Here is a 21243-nt window from a genome sequence, read left to right on the forward strand (position 1 = left end):
AAGTCCTCGCAAGTGCATGAGTGGTTGGCTGCCGCCATGGCGGCGGTTCAGGGGCCGAGCGTTTTCTGTGTGCTCTGGCTCGCCTGCTTGGCCAGTTGGAAGTCCATGTATTCGTAAGCGATCCGTTGCGCCTGCTCGGTGTCGAAAGCGTCTCCCGACAGCGCGCCGCGCAACCACAAGCCGTCGATCAACGCTGCCAGTCCGCGTGCGGCGTTGCGCGCCTCTTCGAGCGGCAACGCGCGGCGGAACTCGCAGCACAGGTTGGAATACAGACGGTGATCGTTGATCCGCTGCAACCTGTGCAAAGACGGCTGGTGCATGCTGGTGGCCCAGAAGGCCAGCCAGGTTTTCATTGCCGGGCCATTGACCTGGCTGGCGTCGAAGTTACCTTCGATGATCACCTGCAGATGAGCCCGGGGGCTGTTGTCTGCCAGCGCCTGACGGCGCGCGGTGACGCTCTCGCTGAGGGCGGTCATCAGATACCGCATCGTGGCGGCGATCAGGCCGTTCTTGTCCTGAAAGTAGTGACTGATGATGCCGTTCGAGACACCGGCCAAACGGGCGATCAGCGCAATGCTGGCGTCCCCCATCCCGACCTGGTCGACGGCCTGCAACGTGGCTTCGATCAGTTGTTGGCGGCGGATGGGTTGCATACCGACCTTGGGCATCTTGCACATCTCCTTAGGCCTTCCGGCAGCCGCGCAACGGCTGTCGGATCGAGGGCCAGTCTATTTTGTTTTGATTGAACGTTCAATCAACAAAGAATAAGATCTGCGACAAATCGTCGCTGCCTACAGGTTTTTCCTACGTGTAAATGGCGATAAACCGACATCCGAAAATGCTCGAAACCTGCGTGGGGCAAGGCGCGGTTCGGCGTTCGATGGACGTGTTGAATGGGCAAGACGCTTGGGGCCAGGTTTCGGATGAATGTCCGGGTCATGGCCACGACGGCGATTCGCGGTGCCATCTCTGCAGGTTCGGGCTTTTTCGGGGTGTCTTTATATCACCCGCCGGTCGGCTGCCAACTCACCGATTGGTCGGGTTCCGTGTTGCCTTGTGTTCTTCTCTCGCACTGCCTGGAGCATTTGTGCCATGAGTTCTGCCTCGCTAATAAAGACCCCGCCCGAGAAGGTGACGGTCAACGGTTGGGTGTTCTACACCTCGACCGCGCTGATTCTGCTGTTGACCGCCATCCTGATCGCCGCCCCGCAAGAGGCGGGCAGGTTGCTCGGTGTGGCCCAGGCCTGGCTGTCCCGCAGCTTCGGCTGGTACTACATGGTGGTGATCGCCGCCTATCTGGTGTTCGTGGTGGGGCTGGCGTTTTCGTCCTACGGCAAGCTCAAGCTGGGCAGCAAGGACGATACCCCCGATTTCAGCTACGGCGCCTGGGCGGGGATGCTGTTCTCGTCGGGCATCGGCATCTCGCTGCTGTACTTCGGCGCCTCCGAGCCGCTGGACCACTACTTCAACCCGCCGGAAGGCGCTTCGGCCACCAACCTGGCCGCGCGTCAGGCGGTGCAGCTGACGTTCCTGCACTGGGGCCTGCACGGCTGGGCGATCTACGCCCTGGTCGGCCTGGCCGTGGCGTACTTCGCTTACCGTCACAACCAGCCGCTGGCCTTGCGTTCGGCGCTGTACCCGCTGGTCGGCGAGCGTTGGGTCAAGGGCGGCGCCGGTCATGCGGTGGACGGCTTCGGCATGTTCGTGACCCTGCTGGGCCTGGTGACTAACCTGGGCATCGGTTCGCTGCAAGTGGCGTCGGGCCTGGAAAACCTGTTCGGCATGGAGCACAGCAACACCAACCTGCTGATCGTGATCATCGTGATGAGCACCGTGGCGACCATCGCCGCCGTGTCCGGTGTGGAGAACGGCATCCGCCGCCTGTCCAACCTCAACATCATGCTGTTCAGCGGCCTGCTGATCTTCGTGCTGCTGTTCGGCCCGACCCTGCACCTGCTCAACGGCTTCGTGCAGAACATCGGCGACTACCTCAACGGCGTGGTGCTCAAGACCTTCGATCTCTACGTGTATGAAGGCGACAGCGCCAAGTCCGACCGCTGGCTGGGCCTGTGGACTCTGTTCTACTGGGCCTGGTGGATCTCCTGGGCGCCATTCGTGGGCATGTTCATCGCTCGCATCTCCCGTGGCCGCACCGTGCGCGAACTGGTGGCCGGCGTGCTGCTGATCCCGCTGGGCTTCACCCTGGCATGGCTGTCGATCTTCGGCAACTCGGCGCTGGACCTGGTGATGAACCAGGGCGCGGTGGAACTGGGCAAGACGGCGCTGGAACAGCCGTCGATGGCGATCTATCAGTTGCTTGAGCATTACCCGGCGTCGAAGGTCGTGATCGGTGTGTCGATCTTCGTCGGCTTCGTGCTGTTCCTGACCCCCGCCGACTCCGGCGCGGTGATGATGGCCAACCTTTCGTGCAAGGGCGGCAACGTCGACGAAGACGCCCCGCACTGGCTGCGGATCTTCTGGTCGGTCGTGATCACCCTGGTGACCATCGGCCTGCTGTTCGCCGGCAACTTCGAAGCCATGCAGACCATGGTGGTGCTGGCCGGCCTGCCGTTCTCGGTGGTGCTGGTGTTCTTCATGTTCGGCCTGCACAAGGCGATGCGTTCGGACGTGCAGATCGAGCAGGAGCAAGCGGAGCTGGCGGCCCGTGGCCGCCGCGGCTTCAGCGAGCGCCTGACCCAGCTGGACCTGCAGCCGAGCCAGTCGGTGGTTCAGCGTTTCATGGACAAGCACGTCACTCCGGCGCTTGATGACGCCGCCGCGCAGCTGCGCGCCCAGGGCCTGGAAGTGCAGACCCTGCTGGGCAAGTCCAAGCGCTGCATGGGCGTGCGCGTCGAGATGGAAGAGGGCAACCCTTTCGTCTACGAAGTGAGCCTGGACGGCTACCTGGCGACCCCGACCGAGTCGGCCCAGTCCGACGAGGCGCGCCAGCGTTACTACCGCGCCGAGGTGTACCTGCACAACGGCAGCCAGGACTATGACCTGATGGGCTTCACCCAGGACCAGATCACGCGGGATGTGCTTGATCAGTTCGAAAGCCATCGGCAGTTGTTGGGCCGGGTTTATAGCTAAGCGGTAAGCGGTAAGCGATAAGCAACAAGCGGTGCGGTGTTTCGGTCTGGGATGCCGCGCCGGCTTCATCGCCAGCAGGCTGGCTCCCACAGGGGAGTGTGGGGCTGGCTTGTTGGGGAAGGGGGCTTAAGGCCTCACCGCAGACGCGCAAAAACAAAGACGCCGCGATCGATTCGCGGCGTTTTTGCGTTTGGGGGTAATGCTTCTGCGACTGATGGGACGCATCGTGGCGAGGGCGTTTGTCGGATCGCCCGCACCGTCCCGGTCGACTGCGCAGCAGTCGTAAACCTGGATCGCGGCGGCGCTTTGCCCGGGGCCGCTTCGCGAGCCGGCGGGACGGTGCGGCGATCCAACAAGCGCCCTCGCCACAGCTACATTCCCTGCACCAACAAAAACGCCGCGATGATTCGCGGCGTTTTCGTGTCGGTGGCCTTTCCTTTACCCCAGGTTCTTGCCGAGCAGCGCGTGGTACAGCTCGCTGTCGCCGAGGATCCCCACCACGTGGTTGTTGTCGTGCAGCACCAGTTTGTTGCCGGTCTGGTAGCGGATCTGCAGCGCTTCGCGCATGCCGATGTTGGAGTCCACCAGGGTCGGGCGGCGGTCGAGGGCTTCCACGGCCTGGCCCGGCACCCAGTTCTGCAGGTCGAGGGTCGAGCCGTTCTTGCGGGCGCCCTTGATGGTGTTGCCTTCGGCCAGGTCCAGCCACGAGTCGCCGCCCGGATCCAGGCACACCGAACCGTTGATGCGCTTGCAGTTGTCCAGGGTGCGCATCAGGCTGCGGCCGCACAGCACGTTCAGCGGGTTGGTGTGGGCGACGAAGGTGCGCACGTAGTCGTCCGCCGGGTTCAGCACGATCTCTTCCGGCACGCTGTACTGGATGATCCGGCCGTCCTTCATGATCGCGATGCGGCTGCCCAGCTTCAGCGCCTCGTCGAGGTCGTGGCTGACGAACACGATGGTCTTGCTCAGCTTGCGCTGCAGTTCCAGCAGTTCGTCCTGCAGGCCCTGGCGGATCAGCGGGTCGAGGGCCGAGAACGGCTCGTCCATCAGCAGGATGTCGGCGTCCATCGCCAGCGCACGGGCCAGGCCGACCCGCTGCTGCATGCCGCCGGAGAGTTCGTCCGGCTTCTTGTTGCGCCATTGGGTCAGGCCCACCAGCTCAAGCTTGTCGTCCACCAGCTTGCGCCGTTCCTTTTCCGGACGGCCCTGCATCTCCAGGCCGAAGCTGATGTTCTCGCGCACCGTCAGCCAAGGCATCAGGGCGAACTTCTGGAACACCATGGCGATGCGCTTGGTGCGCATCATCTTGAGTTCAGCAGGGGTGCAGGAGGCGATGTCGATCTGCTTGCCTTCATGCTCGACGAACAGCTTGCCGCGGCTCACGGTGTTGAGGCCGTTGATGCAGCGCAAGAGGCTCGACTTGCCGGAGCCGGACAGCCCCATCAGCACGCAGATCTCGCCTTTGTTGATGTCCAGGCTGGCCTTTTCCACACCGACGATCTGGCCGGTCTTCTTCAGGATCTCGTTGCGGGTCATGCCCTGGTCGAGCAGCTTGAGCGCCTCGCGCGGGTCCTTGGAGAAGATGACGTCTACGTTGTCGAATCGAATAATGCTCATGCATCACCCCCTACTTTGCCTTCGGGCTGTTTGCAGATCCGGTCGAGCATGATCGCCAGCAGGACGATCGCCAGGCCCGCTTCGAAGCCCAGGGCGATATCGGCAGTGTTCAGTGCGTTGACCACCGGTTTGCCGAGTCCGTCGGCGCCCACCAGTGCCGCGATCACCACCATCGACAGCGACAGCATGATGCACTGGGTGATGCCGGCCGCGATGCTCGGCATGGCGTGGGGCAGTTCGATCCGTGACAGCAGTTGGCGACGCGAGCAGCCGAAGGCCTTGCCGGCGTCCATCAGTTCTTGCGGGACATCGCGGATGCCCAGGTAGGTCAGGCGGATCGGCGCGGCGATGGCGAACACCACGGTGGAGATCAGGCCCGGCACCACACCCAGCCCGAAGAGGGTCAGGGTAGGAATGAGGTAAACGAAGGTCGGTACGGTCTGCATCAGATCGAGCACCGGACGCATTAAAGTGTAGAACATCGGCTTGTGCGCCGCGACGATGCCCAGCGGCACGCCGATGACCACGCAGACCAGGGTCGCGAACATGACCTGGGCGAGGGTTTCCATGGTTTCCTGCCAGTACCCCAGGTTGAGGATCAGCAGGAAGGAGGCGACCACGAACGCGGTCAGGCCCCATTTGCGCTGGATGTAGTGGGCCAGCAGGGCGATCAGGCCGATCAGCGCCAGCGGGTTGAACCAGGTCAGCGCAAACGTCACGCCGTGGATCATCGTTTCCAGGGTCGCGGCGATGGCGTCGAAGGTGCTGGCGCCGTGTTGCGTCAGCCATTCGACGAAGCCTGCGATGTACTGGCCTAAAGGGATTTTCTGATCAATCAGCATGGTAGTGAACGTCCGCATGCAAGGAAATAACAGCCCGGGCGGGCGAACCCGCCCGGCGTAAGCGATTACTGATTCAGCTTGGCTTTCACGGCCTCCAGGCCAGGTTTACCGTCAGTGGTGGTCACGCCAGCGAGCCAGGTATCGAGCACCTGTGGATTCTTCTTCAGCCAGGCCTTGGCGGCCGCCTCAGGCTTCATTTTGTCGTCCAGGATGTTGCCCATCAGTTCGCTTTCCATGTCGACGGTGAACTCCAGGTTCTTCAGCAGCTGGCCGACGTTGCCGCACTCTTGGACGTAGCCCTTGCGGGTGTTGGTCGCTACGGTGGCGGCGCCGAAGTCGGGGCCGAAGAAGTCGTCCCCGCCGGTCAGGTATTGAATCTTGAAGCGCTTGTTCATCGGGTGCGGCGCCCAGCCGAGGAACACCACGGCGGTGTCGCGCTTCTGCGCGCGGTCGACCTGGGACAGCATGCCCGCCTCGCTGGATTCCACGACCTTGAAGCCGGCGTCCTTCAGGCCGAAGGCGTTCTTGTCGATCATGCTCTGGATCAGGCGGTTGCCGTCATTGCCCGGCTCGATGCCGTAGATCTTGCCGTCCAGTTCCTTCTTGAACTTGGCGATGTCGGCGAAGTCGTGCAGGCCCTTGTCGTACAGGGCCTGGGGCACGGCGAGGGTGTACTTGGCGCCCTTGAGGTTGGTGCGCACCGTCTCGACGGTGCCGGCATCGCGGTAGGCCTTGATGTCGTTTTCCATGGTCGGCATCCAGTTGCCCAGGAACACGTCCATGTTCTTGCCGTCGGCCAGGGACTTGTAGGTCACCGGCACGGAGATCATGGTGGTCTTGGTCTTGTAGCCGAGGGCGTTGAGCACGACGCTGGTGGTCGCGGTCGTCGCGGTGATGTCGGTCCAGCCGACATCGGAGAAGTTCACGGTGCTGCATTGCGCCGGTTCGGCGGCCTGAGCCAGCAGCGGCAGACTCAGCATGGCGGCCAACAACAACGACGGGGAACCTTTCATGAATGGACTCCTTGGTGTTTTTTTCGGCAGTGTTCCGATTGGACCACCGCACTTATGGGTTGCGGTTGGGTGGCGTTCTGAAAACAGCTCTACCGCGGCGCCTTTCAATCGAGTCATAACGATCATGTACCAGTGAAAATCTGACGCCTACAGGGTGCGTCGTATCCAGTACAGGGATGGTCGCATCCAGTGTCGGTGACGTCGTTTACAGCTTTTTTCGGCCCTTTTGGCGTGTCTGAACCGCAGAAAAACGGCGCAGGAACGGGCGTAAAGCGGTACGGCGTTGGTGGACATGAGTGCGTCGGTGCCAGACGCCGGGCGCGCCGGGAAAAGCTTGATGATGCGGGCATCCCGGCGGAACGCAGCTTGAGCGTAGCAGCTCCGCCAGCGGGCGTTTCGCGCCCCCGAACGGCATCCTTGAGGAGCTTCGCAGCAATGGCTATCAGCGTTTTCGACCTGTTCAAGATCGGCATCGGCCCGTCCAGTTCCCACACCGTCGGCCCGATGCGCGCCGCCGCCCTGTTCGTCGGGTCGCTGCGCGACAGGCACCTGCTGGAACAGGTGCGTCGCGTCGAGGTGCAGCTGTACGGCTCGCTGTCGGCCACCGGTATCGGTCACGGCAGCGACAACGCGGTGATCATGGGGCTGATGGGCGAATGGCCGGACGCCATCGACCCGTCGCTGATCGGCCCGCGGATCCAGGCCCTGCGCGAAACCCACACGCTGTTGCTCGACGGACGGCTGTCGGTGCCATTTATATGGGCGCGGGACATGCGCCTGATCGACGAGAACCTGCCGTTCCACCCCAACGCCATGACCCTGGTCGCCGAAGGTGATCACGGCGAGCTGTACCGCGACACCTACTATTCGGTCGGCGGCGGGTTCGTGGTGGACGCGGCGCAGGCCGCCAGCGGCGTGGCGGACCTGGACCGGACGGAATTGCCTTACGACTTCTCAAGCGCAGTGGAGCTGCTGGAGCTGTGCAAGAAACACAACCTGCGGGTGGCCGAGCTGATGATGGCCAACGAAAAGGCCTGGCGCAGCGAAGAGGAAATCCGCGCCGGCCTGATGAAGCTCTGGCAGGCGATGCAGGATTGCGTCGAGCACGGTCTGAAGCACGAAGGCATCCTGCCCGGCGGCCTCAATGTGCGCCGGCGCGCAGCCAAGCTGCACCGCAGCCTGCAGGAACTGAACAAACCCAACGTGATCGGCTCGACCCTCAGCGCCATGGAGTGGGTCAACCTCTATGCACTGGCGGTCAACGAAGAGAACGCCGCCGGCGGGCGCATGGTGACGGCGCCGACCAACGGCGCGGCGGGGATTGTTCCGGCGGTGCTGCACTACTTCATGAGGTTCAGCGAAGCGGTGACCGACGCCAATGTCGTCGACTACTTCCTGGGGGCCGCGGCGGTGGGCATCCTCTGCAAGAAGAACGCCTCGATCTCGGGCGCCGAAGTCGGCTGCCAGGGCGAGGTCGGCTCGGCCTGCGCGATGGCGGCGGCGGGCCTGGCCGAAGTGCTGGGCGCAACGCCGGAGCAGTTGTGCAACGCGGCGGAGATCGGCCTGGAGCACAACCTGGGTTTGACGTGCGACCCGGTGGGCGGGCTGGTGCAGGTGCCGTGCATCGAGCGCAACGCGATCGCGGCGGTCAAGGCGATCAACGCGGCGCAGATGGCGTTGCGGGGCGACGGGCAGCATTTCATTTCCCTGGACCGGGTGATCCGCACCATGCGCGACACCGGTGCGGACATGCACGACAAATACAAGGAAACCTCACGGGGCGGGTTGGCGGTCAGCGCGGTCGAGTGCTGAGACCGCGTCGCCCCCATCGCTGGCAAGCCAGCTCCCACAGTGATTTGGGTGAATGCAGGATTTGTGAACACCCCGGCAGGCTGGCTCCTACAGTTATTCGGGTGAGCACAGTATTTGTGAACAACCCAAAAAGCTGTGGGAGCAGACAGGCCAGCTTCCACAGTGAATCGGGTGTACACAGGATTTGTGAACGACCGGAAAACCTGTGGGAGCTGGCTTGCCAGCGATAGCGCCAGACCAGTCAAAACTGCGCACCCAGGGAGCACTGGCCGCCCAACGCGCCACCTTTTGGCGCGTCGCAATCAGACAAGAACCATTCCCGTCCGGGCGGCGCCGTGCGCGCCCGCGACCGTCCGTCCGCCGTGCCATGGGTGACACTGCGCCGCACCGGCCCCCGGGCCAGTTCCCACAAGTGCTACCGATTTGCTCACACCCTGCGGGGCAGTGCTTTCGCCGCCACTGATGGCTCTTCACACGACCTTTCGTCAGGCGTCTTGAATAGACGCTCCGCGACGTCGTTTTCAGGAGTTATTGAACGCGCATTCAATTTCAGGCACGGCAATTGCTCTGTCATAACAAAGCCCCGTCTCGCGCAAGAGAACGACGGCAATAACAAGAGCCTCCGCCTGAGGCCATCACCCGCTTTGTGTGAGGAGATACCGCGATGACGTCGTTCAACTCCGGGGCTCAACCCCAGAACCGTGCGCCTCAATCCATCGGCTTCCTGCTGCTGGACAATTTCACGCTGATTTCCCTGGCTTCCGCAGTCGAACCGCTGCGCATGGCCAACCAGTTGTCCGGACGCGAGCTGTACCGCTGGACCACCCTCACCGTAGACGGCGGCCAGGTCTGGGCCAGCGACGGCCTGCAGATCACCCCCGACGCCTCCATGCACAAAGCCCCGCCGATGGATACCGTGATCGTCTGCGGCGGCATCGGCATCCAGCGCACCGTGACCCGTGAACACGTCTCCTGGCTGCAGGGCCAGGCGCGCCAGTCGCGCCGCCTCGGCGCCGTGTGCACCGGCAGCTGGGCCCTGGCCTGCGCCGGCCTGCTCGACGGCTTCGATTGCAGCGTGCACTGGGAATGCCTGGCGGCGATGCAGGAAGCCTTCCCGCGCGTGGCCATGAGCACCCGCCTGTTCACCCTCGACCGTAACCGTTTCACCAGCTCCGGCGGCACCGCGCCACTGGACATGATGCTGCACCTGATCAGCCGCGACCACGGCCGCGAACTGTCCGCCGCGATCTCGGAGATGTTCGTCTACGAGCGCATCCGCAACGAGCAGGATCACCAGCGCGTGCCGCTCAAGCACATGCTCGGCACCAACCAGCCGAAGCTGCAGGAGATCGTCGCGCTGATGGAAGCCAACCTGGAAGAGCCGATCGACCTCGACGAGCTGGCGGTGTACGTCTCGGTGTCCCGGCGTCAGCTGGAGCGCCTGTTCCAGAAGTACCTGCACTGCTCGCCGTCGCGCTACTACCTCAAGCTGCGCCTGATCCGCGCCCGGCAACTGCTCAAGCAGACGCCGATGTCGATCATCGAGGTGGCGTCGGTCTGCGGATTCGTGTCCACGCCGCACTTCTCCAAGTGCTACCGCGAGTACTTCGGCATTCCGCCGCGGGACGAGCGCGTAGGCTCCAACACCGCCCAGCAGGTGGCGATGCTGCCGCTGCCGCAGGCCATCGTGATGTCGCCGCTGTCGGGACCGCTGTCGGCGTTGAGCCAGGCGCGCAACGAATCGACGTTCGCCAGCGTGAGGCTCTGATCAGAGCGGGCGCCTGAAGTACACGACGCGCTCGGTTTCCTCGAAGCCGAGCGCCTTGTGCGTCGCCTGGCTGACCAGGTTGTCGAGGCCGGTGTCGGAAGCCATTTCCACGCAGCCGTTTTCCCGTCCCCATTGCGCCACCTGCTCGATCAACCGGGCGGCCACGCCGTGGCGGCGCTGCTGCGGCACCACGTAGATGCCTTCCAGGAACACCACCGGCGAGCTGTCGGTGCCGTTGACGTAATCGGAGCGTAATGAGGCTTCGGCGAGGCCGACGGGATGGTTTTGCGTGTCGTAGGCAACGAAGTTGATATAGCGTTGCGGCGCCTTCAGCTGCTGCTCGATGTCGTCGCGGTGCTCGTGTTCCGGCGCATCGGGCCAGAGCGCCTGGCGTAAGGGCAGCCAGCCCGGTTGTTCGCTGGACTGGCAGGTCTGGATAAAGAACATCGGCGTTCGCTCGTGGTGATCGTCAAGGCCACCACTCTAGCAAACGCCCGGGATCTCAGACGCGGGTCTGTTGGTACTGCGCCAGCGCCGGCAGCAACTGCTTGTCGATGGCTTCACGCACGATCGGCTGGATGCTCGCGCTGCTGGTGTACATCTGCTTGACCATGGTGCGCAGGGTATTGGCCCGTACATCGTCCAGACCGCGAACGGCGCACTCGCAGGCCTGCTGGGCCGTGGAGCCCGACGGCACTTCGAATCCCAACGACTTGAGTTGGCCCAACAGGTCTTCCTGATCGATCAAATCGGCATACATCATGACGCGGATCCTTCTTTGGCAACGGAGGTCGTGGCTCGATTCTGGTAGGCCTGCCGAGGCGCGGCAAGGGTGTTTTGTCGCGGTGTCCACATTGGCTATGAGCATGTCGTTTTCGGCTAACTTGCGCGCCCAGGGAGTGGGCACACTGATCCCAGCTCGCTTCACGAAGGTTTGGTCACCCTCGCACGGCAGCTCCTCAACAGTACCCTCGCCCCGATCCTGTCACGGCTTGCATCGGGGCTTTTTTTGCCTGCCGGGTGGTAAGTCCGCGGTAGTTTCATCGCTAGCCTGCTGGCGATGAACGATGACGCGGTTTCAGCGCTGCAGCACCAGAATCCGCGACAGCAGCTCGTCCCGGTCGATGTAGCAGCCCTGGAAGTGCCGGGCCCCGGTGGCCGGGTCGAACGCGTTGCGCGCGTGCAGGGTGCGGCGGTTGTCGAAGCACCACAGCTCGCCCGGATTGAGCCGCCGCATCACCCGAAAGCGCGGTTCGCGGGTCATGGCGATGAAGCGCCGGTAGGCCCGGTACAGCAGCGGCATCTGCTCCACCGACGTGTCGAACGCCCCGCGCAGGAAGTTGGCCATGCGGATCTCGGCCACGTGACCCAAGGCGTCCAGCGCAATGATCGGCGCCAGCCGGCGATAGTCGCTGTGGCGATCCTTGTTGCGAAACTCCACGGGGATGTCGCACAGGGCCTGGAACGACGGGGGATCCTCCCGGCGCAGCGCCTCGGCGATGGCGAACCCGTCGACGAAAATGCTCTCGCCACCCTCGGCGTCGTTCACCAGGCAATGCAGGAACTGCAGCCCCGGTTGCAGCTCGCGGGTCGGCAGGTCCGTGTGCAGCGGCAGGTTGAAGGCAGTGTAGGCATTGCTGTCGGCATCGGCCTTGGACTGCACGTTGAACAGCACACCGAAATTGCTCTCGCGGATGAACGAAATGCGCTGGGCGACCGCCTTCAGCGAGCCGGGTTCGGTGGGCGCGCCGCGCACCTGGGTCAGGCCGATGTCGCGCACCGCCAGCAGCCAGTGCAGCAGCGCGTCGTTGTCGTTCATCAGGGCGGCGTAGTCGAACACCGGCAGTTGCAGGTCGCTGTGCCAGAGGAAGGGCCTGGGCTTGGCGGCGAGGCGTTCGGCGCGGGATTCGTCGTCGTAGGCGTGGGCCCGCAGCCAGCCGGGGTCGAAGCGGCTGAGGTGGCCGTCCTGCCAGTCGATGAGCAGGCGGCCGTCGCTGTCGATGCGGGCGGCGGCGGGTTCCAGCGAGGACGAGGCGTCGACGATCTCGAACACCTGCTCGCGGGTGACGCTGTACACGCACTGCGGGCACGGGCAGTTGTCCCGCAGCCAAGCGTGGTGGAACGGGCTGACCCGCCCGTCGGCCCATTCGGCCAGGACGCGGTCCGCCAGACGCTGCACGCCGTTCAGCGCGCTGATCAACGGATAGGTACGGAAATCGGCTACGGCGGCAACGGTGTTCATGGCGGCTCCTTGCGATGGACGGGTTTACCGGGCGGGGGGCAGGGCGATGACCCGGCCGATGTACTCCGGCGCGGGCAGGTCGGCCTGTTCCGCGACGAGGGCTTGCAGGCGCTCCAGCGTCGGCGGGCTGAACGGCGCCGAACGGGGGCCGGCGAGGTCGACGTGGAGCAGCATCTGCTCGTTGCCGGCCAAGGCCTTGTCGCCGCCGCTCAGGTGCAGGCTGTGGTAGAGGTGCAGGCGCTTCTGGTCGTGGCCGATGATCTGTGTGCGCACCTCGACTTCGGCGTCGAGCTTCACTTCGTGCAGGTAGTTCAGGTGCAGTTCGAGGGTGAACAGCGACTGGCCGCTGGTTTCGCGGTTGCCGCTGTCCATGCCGAGGCGATCCATCAGGGCGTCGGTGGCGTAGCTGAAGATCAGCAGGTAGAAGGCGTCGCGCAGGTGGCCGTTGTAGTCGACCCACTCCGGGAGGATGCGGGTCTGGTAGGTGGTGAGGGCGGGCATGCTGCTGGCTCCGGCAAAAGGGGTGAGTGGACGGCCGCCTTCGCGGGCCAGCCCGCTTCCACAGGGAACCACATCCCACTGTGGGAGCGGGCTGGACCGCGAAGGGGCCGGTACTGCTGGCCTCGGTCTGCGGGGCCTACTCGCTGAAACTCATGCCGTGCTTCTGCTTGGTGGCCTTGACCGCCTCCAGCACCGCCAGCAGGCAATCGTCACGATAGCGCTCCAGCGCCGAAATGCTGTGTCGGCCCAATTGGTCGCTGGTGCCGTCCACCACGTCGTCGATCAGCTTGTCGGTCAGCTCCGGTGCCGGCAGGTAGGTCCACGGCAGCTTCAGTGCTGGGCCGAACTGCGACATGAAGTGGCGCATGCCCGCATCGCCGCCGGCCAGGGTGTAGGTCAGGAAGGTGCCCATGAACGACCAGCGCAGGCCCGCGCCGAAGCGGATCGCGTCGTCGATCTCGCCGGTGGTCGCCACGCCGTCATTGACCAGGTGCAGCGCCTCGCGCCACAGCGCTTCGAGCAGACGGTCGGCGATGAAGCCCGGCACTTCCTTGCGCACGTGCAGCGGGCGCATGCCGAGGGACTCGTAGACCTGCATGGCCGCCTGAACCGCTTCGGGCGCGGTGTTCTTGCCGCCGACCACTTCCACCAGCGGCAGCAGGTAGACCGGGTTGAACGGGTGGCCGACCACGCAGCGTTCCGGGTGGGTCGAACTCTCGTAGAACTCGCTGGGCAGCAGGCCCGACGTGCTGGAGCCGATCAGTGCGTTCGGCTTGGCCGCTGCGCTGATCTTGCTGTGCAGCTCCAGTTTCAGCTCCAGGCGCTCCGGGGCGCTTTCCTGGATGAAATCGGCGTCGCGCACGCATTCCTCGATGGTGGCGACGAAGCGCAGGCGATCTTGCGAGGCGCCGGGCGCCAGGCCGTTCTTCTCCAGCGCGCCCCAGGCGTTGGCCACGCGCTTGCGCAGGGCCGCTTCGGCGCCGGGCGCCGGATCCCAGGCCACGACGTCGAGGCCATGGGCGAGGGCGCGGGCCACCCAGCCGCTGCCGATGACACCGCTGCCCAGGGCAGCGAAGGTTTTGATGTCGGTGATAAAGCTCATGCTGATGTCCTGAAGTGGGCTTAAAAAACTGTGGGAGCGAGCCGGCCCGCGAAAGCGTCGGGTCGATTGACGAAGAGGCTTGCGGCGTACCGGCCTCTTCGCAGGCAAGCCCGCTCCCACAGGGGGAAAGGGGTGGATCAGCCGCGCCGGGTCAGGCCCATTTTCTGGCGGCCCTCGGCCGGGGTCAGCACGCGGGCGCCGAGGCGGCTGAGGATTTCGGTGGCGCGTTCGACCAGTTGGCCGTTGGTCGCCAGCACGCCTTTGTCCAGCCACAGGTTGTCTTCCAGGCCGACCCGCACGTTGCCGCCCAGCAGCACCGCTTGCGCCGCCATCGGCATCTGCATGCGGCCGATGCCGAAGCCGGCCCACACCGCGTCGGCCGGCAGGTTGTCGACCATGGCCTTCATGGTGGTGGTGTCGGCCGGGGCGCCCCACGGGATGCCCAGGCACAGCTGGAACAGCGGGTTGTCGAGCAGGCCTTCCTTGATCATCTGCTTGGCGAACCACAGGTGGCCGGTGTCGAAGATCTCAAGCTCGGCCTTCACGCCCAGCTCGGTGATGCGCTTGGCGCCGGCCCGCAGCTGCGCCGGGGTGGAGACGTAAATGGTGTCGCCGTCGCCGAAGTTCAGGGTGCCGCAGTCCAGGGTGCAGATTTCCGGCAGCAGCTCTTCGACGTGGGCCAGACGGGTCAGCGGGCCCACCAGGTCAGTATTCGGGCCGAACTCCATCGGCCGCTCGCCCGGGCCGATCTCCAGGTCGCCGCCCATGCCGGCGGTGAGGTTGACGATGATGTCGACGTCGGCTTCGCGGATGCGCTCCATCACTTCGCGGTACAGCGCCACGTCGCGGCTGAACTTGCCGGTCTGCGGGTCGCGGACGTGGCAGTGCACGACCGTGGCGCCGGCCTTGGCCGCTTCCACGGCGGCTGCGGCGATCTGTTTCGGGGTGACCGGCACGTGGGGGCTCTTGGCGGTCGTGTCGCCAGCACCGGTGAGTGCGCAGGTGATGATGACGTCGTGGTTCATGGTGCGGTTTCCTTCAGGCGTGAGGGGTCTGTCCGCAGCCCGCGGCGGGCTGCGGAACGGTTTTTCGGTTGCGGTCTATTTGCTGGTGAGCTGGAGGTTCTCGGCGGCCGGCTTGCCGTCGAAGGTCGTGACGCCTTCAAGCCAGCGCTGCTTGTCCTGGGGGTGATCCTTGAGCCATTGCTTCGCCGATTCGAAGGCGTCCTTGTGGTCGAGCAGCGGCTGCATCATGCGGCTCTCGTCTTCGGCGCTGAACGTCAGGTTGCTCAGCAGGCGGCTGACGTTCGGGCACTGCTCGGCGTATTTCGGCGCGGTGACGGTCCAGACGGTGGCCATGCCTTCGTTCGGGCCCAGGGCGTCGTCGCTGCCGGTCAGGTAGGTCATCTGCACGTTGACGTTCATCGGGTGCGGCGCCCAGCCGAAGAACACCACGGCCTCCTTGCGGCGCACGGCGCGGTCCACGGCGGCGAGCATGCCGGCCTCGCTGGACTCCACCAGCTGGAACTTGCCCAGGCCGAACTGGTTCTTGGCGATCATCGCCTTGATCTGGGTGTTGGCGCCGGAGCCCGGTTCGATGCCGTAGATCTTGCCGCCCAGCTCTTTCTCGAACTTGGCGATGTCGGCGAAGGTCTTCAGGCCCTTGTCGGCCAGGTAGGTCGGCACGGCGAGGGTGGCGCGGGCGTCCTTCAGGCTCGGCTCGGCGAGCACCTTGACCTGGTTGGCGTCGACGAACGGAGTGATGGTCTGGGTCATCAGCGGGTTCCAGTAGCCGAGGAACAGGTCCAGGCGCTGGTCGCGGATCCCGGCGAAGACGATCTGCTGGGACGCGCTGGTCTGCTTGGTGCTGTAGCCGAGGCCGTCGAGCAGCACCTGGGCCATGGCGCTGGTGGCGATCACGTCGGTCCAGTTGACCACGCCCATGCGCACGTTCTGGCACGCGGCGGGCTCGGCCGCCATGACGCCGGTGCTCAACAAGGCGGTGGCGCTGAGTGAAAGGACGCAGCGGCTGATCAGTCGTTTCATGTCGGGTTCCTCGGCAGTTCGTTATTGTGGGGCCCGGTGTCTGTTGCGCCGGTGATGCCAAAACTACGCAGCAACGCGCCGGCGAAAACGCACTGCGGCGACCGACTCTTGCACTGCAGCGACCTGTCCTCTTGAATGCCGCCGACAACTGGCGTATCAACGTTGCACGCTACCCGCCCACCGAGTGCGCGCCATGTCCCAGGATTTCTACTTTCTGTTGATGCCGGGTTTTTCGGCCATCGGGTTCATCTCCGCGATAGAGCCGCTGCGGGTCGCCAACCGCTTTCGCGGCGAGCTGTACCGCTGGCACGTGCTGAGCGCCGACGGCGGAGCGGTGCTGGCGAGCAACGGCATGTCGGTGAACGCCGACGCAGCGTTGGAGCCGCTGAAGAAAGGCGCGACGTTGCTGGTGGTGGCCGGGTTCGAGCCGCTGAAGTTCGCCACCCCCGCGCTGGAGCACTGGCTGCGGCGCCTGGACAACGAAGGCGTGACCCTGGGCGCCATCGACACCGGCAGCTTCGTCCTGGCCGAGGCCGGCCTGCTCGACGGCCACCGCCTGACCCTGCACTGGGAGGCCATCGACGCCTTCCGGGAGTCCTATCCGCAGTTGAGCGTCACCCAGGAGCTGTTCGAGATCGACCGCCGCCGCATCACCTCGGCCGGCGGCACCGCGTCCATCGACCTGATGCTCGACCTGATCGCCCAGGCCCACGGCCCGCAACTGGCGATCCAGGTCAGCGAGCAATTTGTGTTGGGAAGGATCCGTCCGCGCAAAGACCACCAGCGCATGGAAGTCGCCACGCGCTACGGCATCAGCAACAAGAAGCTGGTGCAGGTGATCGGCGAAATGGAACAGCACAGCGAACCGCCGCTGACCACCCTGGAGCTGGCGGAATCGATCAAGGTGACGCGGCGCCAGCTGGAGCGGCTGTTCCGCCTGCACCTGAACGACACGCCGAGCAATTTCTACCTGCGCCTGAGGCTGGAGAAGGCCCGGCAACTGCTGCGCCAGACCGACATGAGCGTGCTGGAGGTCAGCATCGCCTGCGGGTTCGAATCGCCGTCGTATTTCACCCGCAGCTACCGGGCACGGTTTGCCCGCTGCCCAAGGGAAGACCGGCGCACCGCCCAGGCCTGAGTGACTGCACGCAAGACCGATGTGGGAGCCGGCCTGCCGGCGATGGCGGTGAGTCAGGCAATCGGGATGTCGGCAGTGCCGGCCTCATCGCTTGCAGGCAAGCTCCTACAGGTTTTGTGGTGGGCGGGGCTCCCACAATTGACCGGCAGTGGCCGGGAAGGAAAGGTTACTTCTTCAGCAACGCCGCGCACGCCGTCCTGTACGCCTCGTGCTGATACTTGTTCAGCGTGCCCGGCAGCTCGACGTTGTGCTTCTTGGCCTGGGCGTTGACGGTCTGCGGCGACAGCAGCGTCACCTCGCAGCCATCCAGCAACTGGAACACGCCCTCGATCTTGAACGTGGTCGGCCCGCCGGCGAACTCGCCCTTCTTGCTGCGCTTCTTGATCGCAATGCGATCAATCGAATTCTCGCGCACGAACGACGCCACCTGCGCGGCGAACAGCCGGACGTTGGCGGTCTCGTCGTCATCGTCGAGGGCGATTTTCTTGGTGCCCAGCGCAACATGGTGAAGGCTCGCCCCGTCAAGGGACGCCACGGCGATGATCGCTTCGCTGCCTTTGATTTCGATGCCGCAGATGTTCATGTGAATCCTTTGATTGGCCTGAGGCGTGCAGCTTACAGCGCCAGGCGACGGGGTGCGTCGCCGAATGCCGTCTCGGCTGCCCTGCGGCTGTCCGGATCGTCCTGGAAGTGTCCCTCGACGCGTCTTCCGGCAGGGTCGACCGTTCATCTGAAAACAAGATCGACCTGTTACTTGTGACAGTGGTCGCCTGCGTTCATGCCTCTTAGATTGGCGTGAAGCCACCTTCGGCCGAAAGCTGCCTCAGGCAAAGGAGTCGTGCCATGATCATCAGGAAAAACGTTCGTTCGCTGACGTTCGAGGAGCGTTCGGACTACATCAGGGCTGTTCTGGAGCTCAAACGAATAGGGCGCTATGACCGTTATGTGCATTGGCATCACGAAATGATGGTGCCGACGGTGCGTCCATGGGAGCCGCAGGATCCCGAATACCGGAACGGCGCGCACCTTGGTCCGGCGTTTCTGCCTTGGCACCGGGAAATGCTGATGCAGTTCGAGTCTGACTTGCGCACCGTCAGCCCCGATGTCGCCTTGCCGTACTGGGATTGGACCGAAGACGCCGACGACCCGGAGAACTCGCCGATCTGGTCAGAGCTATGGATGGGCGGCAATGGAGACCGCGGCGATCATGACCGGGTGCAGACGGGGCCCTTTGCCCATCAGTACGGAAACTGGCCGGTTCCAGCCTATCCCGAAAATGGAGAGACGGAACCTGGCCTCAAGCGTCAGTTCGGTGTTTCAGTCGCATCACTGCCGACGCTTGCCGATGTGCAAATGGCGATGGACGAGTGGCTGTACGACACACCGCCTTACGATTCCGGGCCGTATACCCGAGGGTTCCGCAACCGGTTGGAAGGGTGGGTCACGCGGCGGGGCGATCCGCAGGTCACCACTGCCGGTTCGCAATTGCACAACCGCGTCCACCTGTGGATAGGTGGCAACATGTTGGCCATGACTTCGCCTGAAGATCCGGTGTTTTTCCTGCACCATTGCTTCATCGACAAGGTCTGGGCCGAGTGGCAGGCGCAGATGGCACTGGACCACCCGCAGTGGGCGCCCCATTACGCGCCGGTCATGGAGGGGCCGCCCGGCCACAACATCGATGATGCGCTCGCGCCCTGGACAAGGACGGTGAGGCATGTCTTGAACATTCAGGATCTGGGCTACGAATACTCGCCGGTCAAGCAGTTGCACAAGCGCCCCTTCAAATCGCCTTTCATGGCGCCCTGAGGACGGGACGCACGGTTCCCGCGCCGCAGGCGCAGGAACCGGCCTCACTCCTGCCCGATCGACTCCAGAAACTCCGACCGCTCGTCGCTCATCCGCGCCACGCAGTCGTTCTGCGCGATCTTGAAGGCCTTGCTGCCTTCGGTGGCCGGGAAGGCCTCGACGGCGCAGTCGGCGTCGCGGGTCTTGAGCCATTGCTGCTGGGCGGACTTGAGCTTGGCGGTAATGTCGGCCAGTTGCCCGGCGTTCTTGCCGTAGGCGGTCTGCATGCGCTCGTTCAGGCTCTTGTAGTTGTCCTTGAGCAGGTCTTCGGCGGTGGTGCGGCTGTAGGTGGAGCATTCCAGGGTCTGGACGTCGTTTTCCACCGCGTCGCACGGGTTGCTGTCGGACTCTTCGGCGGCGTGTGCGCCGGTCGCAATCAGGGCCAGGGCCAGGAAGATCGATTTCATTGGGGTCGCCGCTCTAATCCAGTGGTGTGTGCGAGATGCGCAAGATTCTGGCTCAAGCTCGCGGCCTTGAACAGGTGGCCGGTCGGGCCGGTCGGCGACCCTTTGTCGCGGATTGACGCTTTCGGTGATTCCCCTGTCGTTTTTGCACCGGAACGACCCGGGCCCTAGGCATATGCTGGCCCCAAAGCGCCGGCAGACGATTCGGCGCAGGAATCGCCAATAAGGGGACAGCCTGATGAGCCCAGCCGAACTACACGCCGACAGCATCGTTATCGACGGTCTGATCATTGCCAAATGGAACCGCGAGCTGTTCGAAGACATGCGCAAGGGCGGTCTGACGGCGGCCAACTGCACCGTGTCGGTGTGGGAGGGCTTTCAGGCCACGGTCAACAACATCGCCGCCAGCCAGAAGCTGATCCGCGAGAACAGCGACCTGGTGATGCCGGTGCGCACCACCGCCGACATCCGCAAGGCCAAGGAGCTGGGCAAGACCGGCATCCTCTTCGGCTTCCAGAACGCCCACGCCTATGAGGACCAGATCGGCTACGTCGAGGTGTTCAAGCAGCTGGGCGTGGGCATCGTGCAGATGTGCTACAACACCCAGAACCTGGTGGGCACCGGCTGCTACGAGCGCGACGGCGGCCTGTCGGGCTTCGGCCGCGAGATCGTCGCCGAGATGAACCGCGCCGGTGTGATGTGCGACCTGTCCCACGTCGGCTCCAAGACCAGCGAGGAAGTCATCCTCGAATCGAAGAAGCCGGTCTGCTATTCCCACTGCCTGCCGTCGGGGCTCAAGGAGCACCCGCGCAACAAGTCCGATGCGGAACTGAAGTTCATCGCCGACCACGGCGGCTTCGTCGGCGTGACCATGTTCGCGCCGTTCCTGGCCAAGGGCATCGATTCGACCATCGACGACTACGCCGAAGCCATCGAATACACCATGAACATCGTCGGCGAAGACGCCATCGGCATCGGCACCGACTTCACCCAGGGCCACGGCCAGGACTTCTTCGAGTACCTGACCCACGACAAGGGCTACGCCCGCCGCCTGACCAACTTCGGCAAGATCATCAACCCGCTGGGCATCCGCACCGTCGGCGAGTTCCCGAACCTGACCGAAACCCTGCTCAAGCGCGGCCACTCCGAGCGGGTGGTGCGCAAGATCATGGGCGAGAACTGGGTGAACGTCCTCAAGGACGTCTGGGGCGAGTAAGCCGCTTCCCGAATACTTTCCCCCGGCCGTCCGCGCCGGGGGCAACACCAAAATTTTTCTGGAGTTAAGTTTCCATGGCCAAGATCGCCCCGCAATTGCCAATCGAAGTCGACAGCGAGACCGGTGTCTGGACGTCCGACGCCCTGCCGATGCTGTATGTGCCGCGCCATTTCTTCGTCAACAACCACATGGGCATCGAGGAAGTGCTGGGCGCCGAAGCCTATGCCGAGATCCTCTACAAGGCCGGCTACAAGTCCGCCTGGCACTGGTGCGAGAAAGAAGCCGAATGCCACGGCCTGGAAGGCGTCGCAGTGTTCGAGCACTACATGAAGCGCCTGTCGCAGCGCGGCTGGGGCCTGTTCAAGATCCAGGACATCGACCTCGACAAGGGCACCGCCAGCGTCAAGCTCGAACACTCGGCGTTCGTCTACGTGTACGGCAAGGTCGGGCGCAAGGTCGACTACATGTTCACCGGCTGGTTCGCAGGTGCCATGGACCAGATCCTCGCCGCCCGCGGCAGCAAGATCCGCACCGTGGCCGAGCAGGTCTACGGCGGTTCCGAAGAAGGCCACGACGACGGCCTGTTCACCGTCAAGCCGTTGTAA

Annotated in this window: 20 protein-coding genes; 7 read left to right on the forward strand and 13 right to left on the reverse strand. The window is 64.2% G+C overall.

Features of this window, described 5'->3' with window-relative positions; all coding sequences use genetic code 11:
- Positions 1 to 47 precede the first annotated feature (47 nt).
- Positions 48 to 668, reverse strand: a complete 621-nt coding sequence (betI, locus tag CAG29_RS02840; protein ID WP_085581202.1) for a transcriptional regulator BetI — start codon at positions 666 to 668, stop codon at positions 48 to 50.
- A 481-nt stretch (positions 669 to 1149) separates the two neighbouring features.
- Between betI and CAG29_RS02845 the strand changes: the two genes are divergently transcribed.
- On the forward strand, positions 1150 to 3090 hold the full coding sequence (locus tag CAG29_RS02845; protein WP_371856101.1) for a BCCT family transporter: 1941 nt from the start codon (positions 1150 to 1152) through the stop codon (positions 3088 to 3090).
- 438 nt (positions 3091 to 3528) lie between these two features.
- On the opposite strand, the gene choV is transcribed toward CAG29_RS02845, so the two are convergent.
- The 3 genes from choV to CAG29_RS02860 form a co-directional block, all read right to left on the reverse strand.
- Positions 3529 to 4707 carry a choline ABC transporter ATP-binding protein gene (gene choV / locus CAG29_RS02850; RefSeq protein WP_085580689.1) on the reverse strand — a complete coding sequence of 393 codons (1179 nt, stop codon included), beginning with the start codon at positions 4705 to 4707 and terminating at the stop codon, positions 3529 to 3531.
- On the reverse strand, positions 4704 to 5549 hold the full coding sequence (gene choW, locus CAG29_RS02855; protein WP_085580687.1) for a choline ABC transporter permease subunit: 846 nt from the start codon (positions 5547 to 5549) through the stop codon (positions 4704 to 4706). The genes choV and choW overlap by 4 nt, the downstream gene beginning before the upstream one ends.
- Positions 5550 to 5614: 65 nt before the next feature.
- Positions 5615 to 6562, reverse strand: a complete 948-nt coding sequence (locus CAG29_RS02860; RefSeq protein ID WP_085580685.1) for a choline ABC transporter substrate-binding protein — start codon at positions 6560 to 6562, stop codon at positions 5615 to 5617.
- 435 nt (positions 6563 to 6997) lie between these two features.
- Here CAG29_RS02860 and CAG29_RS02865 point away from each other — a divergent pair, with 435 nt between their 5' ends.
- Complete coding sequence (locus CAG29_RS02865) at positions 6998 to 8374, forward strand: L-serine ammonia-lyase (RefSeq protein WP_085580683.1); 1377 nt, start codon at positions 6998 to 7000, stop codon at positions 8372 to 8374.
- A gap of 664 nt (positions 8375 to 9038) precedes the next feature.
- Positions 9039 to 10142: a GlxA family transcriptional regulator gene (locus CAG29_RS02870; RefSeq protein ID WP_085580681.1), complete on the forward strand. Its 1104-nt coding sequence runs from the start codon at positions 9039 to 9041 to the stop codon at positions 10140 to 10142.
- Here the strand turns inward: CAG29_RS02870 and aac(6') are convergent, their stop codons facing one another.
- The 7 genes from aac(6') to CAG29_RS02905 form a co-directional block, all read right to left on the reverse strand.
- Positions 10143 to 10589 (reverse strand): aminoglycoside 6'-N-acetyltransferase, encoded by a 447-nt coding sequence (gene aac(6'), locus CAG29_RS02875; protein WP_085580679.1) that lies wholly within the window; start codon positions 10587 to 10589, stop codon positions 10143 to 10145. It lies immediately after the preceding gene.
- Positions 10590 to 10644: 55 nt separating this feature from the next.
- Positions 10645 to 10905: a hypothetical protein gene (locus CAG29_RS02880; protein WP_085580676.1), complete on the reverse strand. Its 261-nt coding sequence runs from the start codon at positions 10903 to 10905 to the stop codon at positions 10645 to 10647.
- 315 nt (positions 10906 to 11220) lie between these two features.
- Positions 11221 to 12384: a gamma-butyrobetaine dioxygenase gene (locus CAG29_RS02885; RefSeq protein ID WP_085693838.1), complete on the reverse strand. Its 1164-nt coding sequence runs from the start codon at positions 12382 to 12384 to the stop codon at positions 11221 to 11223.
- A gap of 24 nt (positions 12385 to 12408) precedes the next feature.
- Positions 12409 to 12885: a thioesterase family protein gene (locus tag CAG29_RS02890; protein ID WP_085693839.1), complete on the reverse strand. Its 477-nt coding sequence runs from the start codon at positions 12883 to 12885 to the stop codon at positions 12409 to 12411.
- A gap of 136 nt (positions 12886 to 13021) precedes the next feature.
- Entirely contained in the window at positions 13022 to 13987 is a 966-nt protein-coding gene (locus CAG29_RS02895; RefSeq protein ID WP_085630008.1) for an L-carnitine dehydrogenase, read from the reverse strand.
- 137 nt (positions 13988 to 14124) lie between these two features.
- The gene (locus CAG29_RS02900; protein WP_085580667.1) at positions 14125 to 15012 is read right to left on the reverse strand and encodes a 3-keto-5-aminohexanoate cleavage protein; all 888 of its coding nucleotides are present in this window, start codon (positions 15010 to 15012) and stop codon (positions 14125 to 14127) included.
- 75 nt (positions 15013 to 15087) lie between these two features.
- Positions 15088 to 16032 (reverse strand): choline ABC transporter substrate-binding protein, encoded by a 945-nt coding sequence (locus CAG29_RS02905; protein WP_085580665.1) that lies wholly within the window; start codon positions 16030 to 16032, stop codon positions 15088 to 15090.
- Between the two features lie 193 nt (positions 16033 to 16225).
- Between CAG29_RS02905 and CAG29_RS02910 the strand changes: the two genes are divergently transcribed.
- Positions 16226 to 17170 (forward strand): GlxA family transcriptional regulator, encoded by a 945-nt coding sequence (locus CAG29_RS02910; RefSeq protein ID WP_085630006.1) that lies wholly within the window; start codon positions 16226 to 16228, stop codon positions 17168 to 17170.
- A 166-nt stretch (positions 17171 to 17336) separates the two neighbouring features.
- On the opposite strand, the gene CAG29_RS02915 is transcribed toward CAG29_RS02910, so the two are convergent.
- The gene (locus CAG29_RS02915) at positions 17337 to 17753 is read right to left on the reverse strand and encodes a DUF3010 family protein (protein WP_085580661.1); all 417 of its coding nucleotides are present in this window, start codon (positions 17751 to 17753) and stop codon (positions 17337 to 17339) included.
- Between the two features lie 260 nt (positions 17754 to 18013).
- On the opposite strand from CAG29_RS02915, the gene CAG29_RS02920 reads away from it, so the two are divergent.
- The gene (locus CAG29_RS02920; RefSeq protein ID WP_085630002.1) at positions 18014 to 18979 is read left to right on the forward strand and encodes a tyrosinase family protein; all 966 of its coding nucleotides are present in this window, start codon (positions 18014 to 18016) and stop codon (positions 18977 to 18979) included.
- 44 nt (positions 18980 to 19023) lie between these two features.
- On the opposite strand, the gene CAG29_RS02925 is transcribed toward CAG29_RS02920, so the two are convergent.
- A complete protein-coding gene (locus tag CAG29_RS02925) occupies positions 19024 to 19425 on the reverse strand; it encodes a lysozyme inhibitor LprI family protein (RefSeq protein ID WP_085630432.1) in 402 nt (133 codons plus the stop codon).
- A 235-nt stretch (positions 19426 to 19660) separates the two neighbouring features.
- Between CAG29_RS02925 and CAG29_RS02930 the strand changes: the two genes are divergently transcribed.
- Positions 19661 to 20638 (forward strand): dipeptidase, encoded by a 978-nt coding sequence (locus tag CAG29_RS02930; RefSeq protein WP_085580657.1) that lies wholly within the window; start codon positions 19661 to 19663, stop codon positions 20636 to 20638.
- A 74-nt stretch (positions 20639 to 20712) separates the two neighbouring features.
- A complete protein-coding gene (locus tag CAG29_RS02935; protein WP_003228980.1) occupies positions 20713 to 21243 on the forward strand; it encodes a DUF5943 domain-containing protein in 531 nt (176 codons plus the stop codon).

The sequence above is a fragment of the Pseudomonas sp. B7(2017) genome (genome assembly GCF_002112745.1).
In the GTDB taxonomy this organism is placed as follows: domain Bacteria; phylum Pseudomonadota; class Gammaproteobacteria; order Pseudomonadales; family Pseudomonadaceae; genus Aquipseudomonas; species Aquipseudomonas ekonensis.